At 46.9% G+C, this 12,197-nt stretch carries 5 protein-coding genes; all 5 read left to right on the top strand.

Annotated features, from left to right (window positions below):
• The first annotated feature begins 17 nt into the window (after positions 1-17).
• The 5 genes from HHL16_RS22515 to HHL16_RS22495 are packed head-to-tail and all read left to right on the top strand — an operon-like array spanning position 18 to position 12,167.
• Positions 18-2,390: an ABC transporter permease gene (locus tag HHL16_RS22515; RefSeq protein WP_169427587.1), complete on the top strand. Its 2,373-nt coding sequence runs from the start codon at positions 18-20 to the stop codon at positions 2,388-2,390.
• 18 nt (positions 2,391-2,408) lie between these two features.
• A complete protein-coding gene (locus HHL16_RS22510) occupies positions 2,409-4,862 on the top strand; it encodes an FtsX-like permease family protein (protein WP_169427586.1) in 2,454 nt (817 codons plus the stop codon).
• 16 nt (positions 4,863-4,878) lie between these two features.
• Entirely contained in the window at positions 4,879-7,299 is a 2,421-nt protein-coding gene (locus HHL16_RS22505; protein WP_169427585.1) for an FtsX-like permease family protein, read from the top strand.
• Positions 7,300-7,345: 46 nt separating this feature from the next.
• Positions 7,346-9,733, top strand: coding sequence for an ABC transporter permease (locus tag HHL16_RS22500; protein ID WP_169427584.1), 2,388 nt, complete (start codon positions 7,346-7,348; stop codon positions 9,731-9,733).
• 10 nt (positions 9,734-9,743) lie between these two features.
• Entirely contained in the window at positions 9,744-12,167 is a 2,424-nt protein-coding gene (locus HHL16_RS22495) for an ABC transporter permease (RefSeq protein ID WP_169427583.1), read from the top strand.
• The last annotated feature ends 30 nt before the right edge of the window (positions 12,168-12,197 follow it).

The following is a 12,197-nucleotide window of genomic DNA, read 5'->3' as shown; positions in this document are numbered from 1 at the left end:
TCATTCAAACTCATCACATGCTGCTCAACTATTTCAAAACCGGATTCAGAAACCTGTGGAAGAATAAACGCTTCTCCGCAATCAATCTGCTGGGACTTTCCATCGGAATGGCCAGCGCTATTCTGATTTTGTTATGGACACAGCATGAGCTGAGCTTCGACAGATTCCACCAGGATCAGAACCAGCTTTACAAAGCCATGAACAAAAGTAAGTTCGATGGCAAAGTGCAGGTTTGGGGTGCAACGCCCAAGATCCTCGGTCCCACGCTTAAAGCCGAGTATCCCGATTTTCAGTACATAGCCCGCGCCAACGATATCGATGGTTCCGTTCTCAGAGTGGGTGATACAAAAATCAGTTCCAATGGCATGTTCACCGATCCCGATTTTCTGAAGATGTTCAGCTTTCCGCTGCTCAAAGGAAATATCGATAAGGCACTGTCGGAAACTCACTCCATCGTGATTACAGAATCATTATCGAAAAGATTGTTCGGCAAAGAAGACCCCATCGGTAAAACCATTTCACTTCGACCTGTTGCTGCAACCCCCACTGATTTTACGGTAACCGGCCTGCTGAAAGATCTCCCGAACAATACTCAATTTGCATTCGACTACCTCCTTACCTGGTCGTACTTCAGATCATTGGGATGGGATGATGAATACTGGGGCAATAACTCCATCGGCACTTATGTAAAACTCCAGCCTGGCATCACTGAATCAGCCATCAATAAAAAGATAGAGAATGTAACCATCACTCATTCCAAAAATGTAGAAGACACAAAAGTATTTCTCTTCCCTGTTGCCAAAGGCCGGCTCTATTCACAGTTTGAGAATGGCATTAGCGTAGGCGGAAGAATTGCTCTGGTTAGACTATTCTTCATCATAGCAGGACTGATTCTGCTGATCGCCTGCATCAATTTTATGAACATCAGTACTGCGAGAAGTGAAAAAAGAGCGAGGGAGGTGGGGATAAGAAAAGTAGTGGGTGCACAACGTGCTTCGCTGATAGGACAGTTTCTGGGAGAATCCATTTTGCTGACGCTCATCAGTGGCGTTTTTGCATTGCTGATTGTTCAGTTGAGTCTTCCTTCATTCAACCTGCTCACAGAAAAAGTATTGTCCGTTCCCTACAGCAGTGGCATGTTCTGGCTGATCGCCATCGGCTTCCTGCTTTTTACAGGATTGCTGGCAGGAAGTTATCCGGCATTCTATCTTTCATCTTTCCGCCCCATACGCGTACTGAAAGGAACCATGCATAAAGTGCAGGCACTCATCACACCAAGAAAAGTGTTGGTGGTTACGCAATTCACTGTTGCCATTGTGCTGATCGCTGCAACTATCATCATCCGTCAGCAGATCAGATACGCGCAGGAGCGCGATGCCGGCTACAACAGAAAGAATCTCGGTTATGTTTTCATCTCAAAAGATATCGTACAGAATTATGACGTTATTTCTCAGCAACTCTATAGTTCAGGTGCAGTGGTTTCACTGAGCAAAACCAGCTCACCGCTTACCGAAAACTGGAGCAACACCTGGGATATCCAATGGGAAGGAAAAGATCCCAGCCGGAAAATTGTAATAGACCGTTATTGCACAGATGGCAATCTCGTTACCACAGCAGGTTTCACGCTGTCGAAGGGTAGAGATATCAATCTCCGCGAGTTTCCCGGCGATTCTTTGTCTGCATTGATCAACGAATCTGCAGTTAAAGTGATGGGATTCTCCAACCCTATCGGACAGACCTTTGAAGACAATGACAAAAGATGGACCATCGTTGGAGTGGTGAAAGACATCATTCTCGAATCGCCCTACGATCCTATGAAACCGATGGTGCTCGAAGGTCCGGCCGGATGGTTCAATGCACTCCACCTTCGTCTGAACCCCGCCAACAGTACAGCAGATAATCTCCGCAAAACAGAAGCTGTATTCAAAAAATACAACCCCGATTTTCCATTCAAATTCTCTTTCATCGACGAACAGTACGAAAAGAAGTTCAACGATGAACAACGCATTGCAACGCTGGCGAGTCTCTTTGCCGGTCTCACCATTTTCATCAGTTGCCTTGGTTTGTTTGCGCTGGCAACATACATGGCGGAGAACAGAGTGAAAGAAATTGGTGTACGCAAAGTGCTGGGTGCATCAGTGCTCGATATCACTTCATTGCTCAGTAAAGATTTTCTGGTGCTGGTGGCTGTATCCATTCTGCTGGCAACACCTGTTGCATGGTGGGCAATGCACAAATGGCTGCTCGATTTCAATTATCGTGTAACAATTCAGTGGTGGGTATTTGCAATGGCAGGTGTACTGTCGATTCTGATTGCACTGGCTACCGTTAGTTACAATTCCATCCGTGCTGCGATGGCTAATCCAACAAAATCATTGAGGAACGAATAAAACAACTAAACCTTTCCCATGATCAAAACTTATCTTTTTACTGCACTCAGAAGCCTTTGGAAAAACAAAGGTTTCACTGCATTGAACATGCTGGGCATGGCCATCGGCATCAGTGCCGCACTGGTGATCTACCTGCTGGTGACTTTCGATTTCAGTTATGAGAAAGGCGTTCCCGATCACGATCGCATCTATCGGGTAGTGTCGGACTTCACATCGATCGACGATAAGATGCACAACAGAGGCATCACTGCTCCACTTGCAAATAGTGTGGCTACCAATATTGCAGGCCTCGAAGCTGTTGCACCTTATCGCGAAGTGAATGATCTGCTGAAGGTAACGGTAGAGCCGAACAGCGATCAGCGAAAGACCTTCAGAAACCAGGAAAAATACCTGTACGCGAACCCGGAGTTTTTCAAAATAATCCAATACAAATGGCTGCTGGGATCGCCTGAAACTGCACTCAGCGCACCCAATAAGGTGGTGCTGACCAGCAAGACTGCCAACATCTATTTCCCTAATGTTCCGGTGGATCAGCTGGGAGGAAAGGTTTTACATTTCGACGACAGCATTACAATTACCATCAGTGGTGTGGTGGCCGATCCAACCTACAATACCGAATTCAGATTCAAAGGTTTTGTTTCTTACAGCACTATTGCCGGTACCAAACTTCAACCGAGGGACTGGCTTTTGTGGGACAATACCACCAGCGCCCAGCAACTGCTGGTGAAATTGCCGGTGGGCGCCAATCCGAAGCTCATCGAACAATCCATCACCGGTTTCTACCGTAAGAATCAACCTAAAGAACCCAACAGCACCGACGATCAGAACTATACGCTGCAACCACTCACCGATATTCATTTCAACGCCGACTATGGCAATTTCGATGAACGGATGGCGCACAGACCAACGCTGATCGGCTTGCTGGTGATCGCAGGATTTCTGCTGATACTGGGATGCATCAACTTCATCAACCTTACCACTGCACAGAGCAGCAAGCGCGCCAAAGAGATCGGTATCCGCAAAACTATGGGCAGCAGCAAGAAGCAGCTGGTATGGCAATTCATGGGCGAAACATTTCTGCTTACGTTGATGGCCACTGCGCTGAGCATCATACTCGCACCTGTACTGCTGAAAATGTTTGCTGATTTTATTCCTCCTGAAGTGAAATTTCCCGGAGAAAATGCATGGCTCACATTCGGTTTCCTGGGCATATTGATTTTGGTGGTAAGCTTTTTATCGGGCATCTACCCTGCATTGGTGCTTTCGGGATACAAGCCTATTCAGGTGCTGAAGAACTACTCTCCTTCCGGAAATGCACATACGAGAAAAGCTACGCTCCGCAAAACACTCACCATTTCTCAGTTTGTTGTAGCGCAGGTTTTCATTGCTGCAACCATGCTGGTGGGAAAACAGGTGAAGTTTACGCTTTCAAAAGATATAGGTGTTCGCAAAGACGCTATCGTGTTTGTGAGAACGCCCTTTGCTGCTAAGGAGAATCACAACAAAAAATTATTCCTTTCGAGAGTGGCTGCCATTCCTGAAGTGGCTATGGCAAGCATGGGTGGCAATCCTCCCAACAGCCAGGGTATGTGGACAAGCACTATCAACTATAAAGATGGGGAGAAGAAAGATCTCGAAATCAATGCAGAGATCAAAGTGGGCGATACCAACTACATACGCCTCTACGACCTGAAACTGGCTGCCGGCCGCGGTCCCCATGCCAGCGACACAATGAGTGAGCTGCTGATAAACGAATCTTTTGCGCAGATGCTGGGCTTCAAAAACCCCGAAGATGCAGTGGGTGCGAATATAATGTGGGACAACAACTATCTGCCTGTAACCGGCGTGCTGAAGAATTTCAATTCGAAATCGCTTCACTCCGGTATCCGTCCGCTGGTGTTGCGCAACGATGCCATCAGTCAGAGCATCATCCATATTTTACTTCGCCCGCAAAATGCATCAGGTACCTCATGGGCCACTGCACTCAAAAAAGTGGAGACCATTTTTAAAGAGATCTTTCCTGAAATGGATTACAGGGCCACGTTCTTCGATGAGTCGCTCGCAAGAGCTTACGATACCGAACAGAAAGCGTCGAAGCTGCTGCTCTGGACAGCAGGACTGGCGGTTTTCATCAGCTGCCTCGGACTGCTTGGTCTGGTTACCTTCACTACCACGCAACGCACCAAAGAGATCGGGGTCCGCAAAGTGCTGGGCGCATCTGTTAGTCAGATTGTAACACTGCTGAGCAAAGACATTCTCCTGCTGGTAGGTATTGCGTTGCTTATTGCCATTCCTGTTTCGTGGATGGGATTGCATCACTGGCTGCAGCAGTTCGCTTACAGAACCACTATCAGCTGGTGGTTATTTGCAGCCACAGGAGGATTGATGCTGCTGGTAGCCCTGCTCACCCTCAGTATTCAAACTGTAAGAGCCGCACTCGTTGATCCTGTAAAAAGCTTGAGATCAGAATAAAATAAGCCAGAAGTCTATGATAAAGAATTATTTGAAAATCGCTATCAGAAATGTACTCAGGTACAAAGGGTATTCTGCCATCAATGTGGCCGGTCTGGCCATCGGCATTGCATCCTGCCTGCTGCTGTTTCTGGTAGTTCGATACGAGAACTCCTACGAGAAGTTCAACCGCAACTTCAGCCATATCTATCGTGCAGTAACGCAGGATAAAGATGCTGATGGCATCGGCTACAACCCCGGCATTTCTGTTCCCGCGCTCGAAGCCATGCGGGCTCAGATGCCGAACATTACGTTCGCAGGCATGACGGCCCATTTCGGCAGCCAGTACACCGTAGTTGGCCAGCACGAAGCTGGCAGCAATATCGAAAAGAAATTCATCGAAGAAACCGGCACCTATTTTCTGGAACCGGAATACTTCAGCATTTTCGATGTAAAGTGGCTCAGCGGATCGCCGGCTGTACTGAAAGACCCAAATGTAACGGTACTGAGCAAACGCACTGCTGAAAAATACTTCGGCAACTGGAAAGATGCCGTTGGTCAGCTGTTGCGTCTCGACAACAAATACATTTTCAAAGTGGCTGGTGTGATCGACAATCAACCGGTGAATACAGATCTTCCACTCAACATCATATCTTCCTACATTTCTTTGCCCACTATCAATGATTACGGGTACACAAAAGACGTAGGAAGTGTGAGCAGCAATAACCAGATCTACCTGCTTCGTCCGGAGGGCATGACAGAAGCGCAACTGAACAGTCAGCTTGCAGCCTTCAGCAGCAAGTTCTATCCGAAAGACACCAATAAAAGCAGCCGTCAGGCTATCGCACAACCGCTTGCCACTTTCCATTACGATGGTGAGCTGGGCAATTTCGGAGACCATGTAACCAGCAAAGCTACGCTGATCACTTTATCGTTTATCGGATTGCTGATCATTGTGATGGCCTGCATCAATTTCGTGAATCTCTCCACAGCGCAGGCAGTTGGCAGATCGAAAGAAGTAGGAGTAAGAAAAGTACTGGGCGGCAACCGCTGGCAGCTTTTCTGGCAGATGATGGGCGAAACAGCTGTGATAGTACTTGCAGCGCTGGCCATCGCATTGCTGCTGTCTTATTTTGCGCTCCCCTATCTCAAAAGTTTTGTGGGCATTCAGGAAACGCCTGCCATCTTCACCACTGAAAATATTCTCTTCCTGCTTGCAGTAACTGTACTGGTTACGGTGTTCGCAGGCGCATATCCTGCCATGGTGCTGAGCGGCTTCCGCCCCGCACTGGCATTGAAGAATAAGATCACGTCTGCATCTGTTGGAGGCATCTCCATTCGTCGTGGTCTGGTGATTACGCAGTTTGCCATTTCTCAGGTGCTGATCATCGGAACCATCGTAGCCATTACGCAGATGAATTTTGTACGCAATGCAGATCTGGGTTTCAAGAAAGAAGCGGTGATTGTGCTCACGTCGCAGGTGGACAGTATTCTCACTTCCCGTCAGAAAGCATTTAAAGCCGCCCTTCAGGAAATTCCGGAAGTTGTGAGCGTTTCATGCAACAGTGATGTGCCTTCTTCCGACAATAACTCGGCATCTAACTTCACCTACAATCATGGTCCGGATGATGAAAGCTTCGATCTCTTCCACAAAAAAGGAGATGTAGACTATTTCAAAACATACGGACTTCAATTTGTAGCAGGCGGTTCCTATGGTGAAAGCGACACTATCAAAGAAGCAGTAGTGAACGAAACCTTTGTATCAAAAGTTGGCGCCAAATCAGCAGAGGAAGTGATTGGTAAAGAACTTCGCACCGGCCGTGGCAAATGGAGAAAAATTGTTGGTGTGGTAAAAGATTTCAAGACCAATTCACTGCGCGAAAGCATCAAACCGCTGATGATTGCACCCGCAAGAAGTGCGTATGATGAAGTAGCGCTGAAACTGCGCACCAGCAATATTCCTGCAACACAGGAAAAGATAAAAGCAACCTGGGAAAAGTTCTATCCCGAATATGCCTACAATCCTTTCTTCCCCGATGAAGTGATTGCCAATTTCTACAGACAGGAAGAAATGCTGAGCAGGCTCTACAAGTTCTTTGCGGCACTGGCCATTTTCATCAGCTGCCTCGGTTTATACGGACTGGTATCTTTCATGGCCGTTCAGAAAACCAAGGAAGTAGGAATCCGGAAAGTACTGGGAGCATCTACAGGAAACATAGTGTATCTGTTTTCAAAAGAGTTCACAATACTTATCAGTGTAGCCTTTCTGATTGCCACACCGGCTGCATGGCTGCTGATGCGCAACTGGCTGCAGGATTTTGTGTTCCGCATCGATATCGGTATCGGCGTGTTCTTCGTTGCAATCGTAATATCATTGGGCATTGCATGGATCACGGTGGGATACAAAGCCATCAGGGCAGCACTGGCCAGTCCGATCAAGAGTTTGAGAAGTGAGTAACATCAAATAATAATAACAGAACTAACTGCACCTAAACCTGATCGAAATGTTCAGAAACTATTTCAAAACAGCACTGCGCAATCTCTGGAGACACAGAACTTTCTCTCTGATCAATGTAATGGGCCTTACCATTGGTATGACGGCCTGTTTTCTGATCTTTCTCTATGTGAGATTCGAGATGAGTTATGAGGCATTCCATCCGAAAGCCGATCGCATTTATCGCGCAGTAGCAGATCTGAAAACACCTTCTGAAACCATCAATGCCAATACTGTTGCATATGCAGTTGGTCCACATGCAGCTATGGAAATGCCGGAGATCGAATCGTTCTGCCGCATTCAGAAAAACCATCTGATTGTGCGTTATGGCGATAAAAAGTTCAAAGAAGAAATTTCTGCATTAGCCGATTCCACTGCTTTCAATATGTTCGGATGGGAAATGATCAAAGGCAATCCCCAAACTGCTCTTAACGATCCCTTCACTGTGGTGCTGACTGAATCTGCAGCAAAGAAATATTTCGGTGACGAAGATCCTATGGGCAAAACAGTGTTTCTCACAGAAGAAGGTTTCCCTACCATGGTTACGGGTATAATGAAAGATCTTCCCGAAAACACACTGGTAAAAGGAAGTATGTTCTCCTCGATGGCCAGCTTCAGCAAAGTTTTTAAAGGCATGAACGATAACTGGGGAAGTTATGGTTCACAAACTTATTTTCTGCTGAAACCCGGTACTGATCCCAAAGCGCTGGAAAAGAAATTTCCTGCCTTCCTCGAAAAGAACAACGGAGAAGAGCAGCGCAGATCCAAAATGTTCCCTACCATTTACCTCGAACCTTTCAAGGATATCCATCTGTATTCTACAAGAGACGAAAACAAGGGTGGACTCGTCACCAATATTTACATCTTCTCCATCATCGCTGCTTTCATTCTGCTGATCGCGTGTATCAACTTTGTAAACCTCACCACTGCAAGATCAACGGAACGTGCCAAAGAAGTAGGCGTTCGAAAAGTAGTGGGTGCAGATCGTACACAACTCATCAGACAGTTTCTCGGCGAGTCGCTGATCATTTCATTCATAGCATTTGCACTGACTCTATTTCTTTCTGCAGGTTTGCTGCCGATGTTCAATACGCTCGCAGGCGTTACTGTAAGCAAAAGCATTTTCAGCAACTGGCATTACATTGCACTGCTCCTTGGTGCAGCTGCTTTCTTTGGATTACTGGCAGGCATCTACCCTGCTCTTGTATTGAGCTCCTTCAGGCCCATTGTGGTGTTGAAAGGAAGATTCGCTACCGGAACCAGAGGCATACTGCTGAGAAAAGGATTGGTAGTAACACAATTCACCATATCCATTGCACTGATCATAGCCACACTGGTAGTGTATTTTCAAACGCAGTACATGCGTAGTTTCAATGTAGGATTCAATAAAGATCAGATGGTGGTGTTGCAGACAGAAGGCGACAAAGCACAGGCAACGCTTCGTGATGTATTGCGCAATGTGCCCGGTGTAAAATCATCTACCCTCAGCTCCACCGTTCCCGGCGGTGATTGGCTTGGCGCTTATTCCGAAATAGAAAACAAAGCCGGAGAAATGCAGGTAGCCAATCTTCACCTCTACTTTGTTGACTTCGACTACATGAACGAGTACAATATGCAAATGGTGGCCGGACGAAGATTCTCCCGCGACTTCATGACCGATACCACACAGGCAATGGTGGTGAATGAAGCAACCACCAGAATGTTCGGATACGATAAACCGCAGGATGCTCTCGGCAAAAAATTCAACCAATGGGGCCGGGCAGGAACCATCATCGGAGTGATGAAAGATTTCCACTACACATCCCTGCAATCAGCCATCGAGCCGCTTGTTTTCCGTATGGAAAAAGACGGCAGCAAAAATTATTCGAAGATCACCATAAATGTAGATGGCAATCATATACCGGAAACGATGGCAGCAGTGGAAAAGAAATGGAAAGAGCTGATTCCAAACATGCCTTTCTCCTACACTTTCCTCGACGAAATGCTCGACAATCAGTATCGCAGTGAGCAGAAGTTCGGAAAGCTCTTCCTCAACTTCGCAGTGCTTGCCATACTTATCTCCTGCCTTGGTTTGCTGGGCCTCACTTCTTACAGCACCATCCAACGCACCAAAGAAATTGGCATCAGAAAAGTAATGGGCGCCAGTGTAACCGACATTCTTCACCTGTTGTCTAAAGAATTTATGCTGCTGGCAATTGTTGCCTTCTGCATCGGTGTGCCCATTGCATGGTTCTTCATGCACAAATGGTTGCAGGAATTTGCGTACAGAATCGATATCGGCTGGTGGATGTTTGCTCTCGCAGGCACACTCTCCCTGCTGATCGGATTGTTCACCATCAGCTTCATGGCTGTGAAAGCAGCAGTGGCTAATCCGGTGAAATCTTTAAGAACTGAATAAAACAATAACAATGTTTCGGAATTACCTGAAAATAGCATTCAGAAGTCTGTGGAAGAATAAGAGTTTTTCTGCACTGAATATATCGGGGCTGGCGCTTGGTCTGGCAGCCTGTCTGCTCATTGTTATGTATGTAAAAGACGAACTGAGTTACGACCGGTTCAATAAAAACGCGGAACGCATTTATCGCGTAGACCCCGATATCAAATTTGGCGGGTCTTTATTCAATCTGGCTTCTGCTCCCGATATACTGGCAGAAACACTTTTGAAAGATTACCCTCAGGTAGAAGCTGCGGTTCGTTTCCGCACGCCCGAAAACATGCAGTTCAAAAAAGGGAACGACCGCATCATGGAGAACAACCTGGCATATGTGGATGCTTCTATCTTCAAAGTATTTACACTACCCGTAGTGGATGGCAATCCGCAGCAAATGCTTACCGAGCCTAATACGGTGGTGATTACAGAAAAAACTGCCAGAAAATATTTCAACCGCACCAATGTTGCAGGTCAGTTCCTCGAAACAGGAGATAACCAAACACTGAAAGTAGCTGGCGTAATCAAAGACATACCGAAGAACTCACATTTCAATTTCGATTTCTTCTTTTCCATGGCTGGCCTCGAAGAAGCCCGCAGAAACAATTGGCTGAGCAATAATTTCAATACCTACATACTTCTCAAGGAAGGAGCCAGTGTCGATCAGATAAAGGCCGGCCTCGATCAGATAGTGATCAAATATGTTGCGCCTCAACTGAAAGAAGGAGTAAACAGCACACTCGAAGAGATGGAGAAACGCGGCGAGTATTTGCGCTACAGCCTCACTCCTATGCTGGATATACATTTGCATTCAGCACGCATGGCCGAACTTTCAGGCAACGGCAATATCGTGTACGTATACATCTTTTCGGCAGTGGCGCTTTTTATTCTGCTGATTGCCTGTGTTAATTTCATGAATCTGTCAACAGCCAGATCGAGCAACAGAAGCCGTGAAGTGGGCATCAGAAAAGTGATGGGATCGCTGAGATGGAACCTCATCACACAGTTTCTGGCAGAATCGATGGTGATCAGTTTTATTTCTCTGCTGCTGGCGCTGGTACTAGCCTGGTTCAGTCTTCCATGGTTCAATCAGCTAGCCGGAAAAACGCTTAACATGCAGGAGCAGCTGACGCCGCTGACGGTGCTGTCGCTGATAAGTTTTGCTGCGCTGGTAGGATTGCTGGCAGGCAGCTACCCCGCTTTCTTTCTCAGTGGGTTTCAGCCGATCAAAGTTCTGAAAGGGAAGCTGGCAGCAGGTTTCAAAACAGGCTGGCTTCGCAATTCGCTGGTAGTATTTCAGTTCAGCATTTCGATTTTTCTGATCGTGGGCACTGTGGTGATCTACAATCAGCTGAATTATATCCGCAATAAGAATACCGGCTTCAACAGAGAGCAGATAATGGTGCTCAACAATACGCAGGTATTGAAAGGAAAACTCAAAACATTCAAAGAAGAAATACTCGCATCGGGCGCTGCCAGTCAGGTTACCGTTACAGGTTACCTGCCAACCGGTTCCAGCAGAAACACCGATGTTGTTTTTAAAGAAGCCACCGCCAGTGCGGATGCAAGCATCACGCTGCAACTCTGGAAAGTGGATGACAGCTATATTCCAACTCTTGGCATGCAAATGGCTGCGGGACGAAATTTCTCCAAAGACCTTCCCACCGATTCGATGTCTGTGATCATCAACGAATCGGCTGCCAGATTGCTCGGCTACACCGATCCCGTGAACAAAATGGTGTACATGCCCGATGGCCGCCTTGGCTCCGCCAATTCTCCCTACACCATTGTAGGCGTAGTAAAAGATTTCAACTTCAACAGCATGCGCGAAACAGTAACACCGTTGCTGCTTCAGTTTGGAAGAGATAACGACCGGATGGCACTGAAACTGCAGAGTGGAAATATTCAGCAAGCTGTTCAGAAAATCGAGAGCATCTGGAAATCGATGGCGCCTCAGCAGCCACTGGCCTATTCTTTCATGGATGAAGATTTCAATGCTATCTATGAAAGCGAACAGCGTACCGGAAAGATCTCCATGGCATTCTCCATTCTGGCAGTGATGATTGCCTGTCTCGGATTGTTCGGCCTGGCAGCATATGCAGCAGAACAACGCACCAAGGAGATCGGTATCCGTAAGGTATTGGGCGCTTCTGTGAGCGGCATTATTCAAATGCTCTCCAAAGATTTCATCAAACTGGTAGCAGTGGCCATTCTCATTGCTGTACCATTCGCATGGTGGGCCATGAGCAGCTGGCTGCAGCATTTCGCCTATCGTACACAGATCACCTGGTGGGTATTTGCAGGTACTGCGATAGTTACGCTGCTGATTGCTTTGCTTACTGTGAGTTTCCAGGCAATCAGGGCTGCGCTCACCAATCCGGTGAAGAGTCTCAAAAACGAATAACAACTGTTTCATATAACCGAAACAAACACC

The organism is Pseudoflavitalea sp. G-6-1-2, assembly GCF_012927185.1.
GTDB lineage: Bacteria > Bacteroidota > Bacteroidia > Chitinophagales > Chitinophagaceae > Pseudobacter.
The sequence above is the reverse complement of the archived record's forward strand: the minus strand, read 5'-3'. Positions and strand labels throughout refer to the sequence as shown.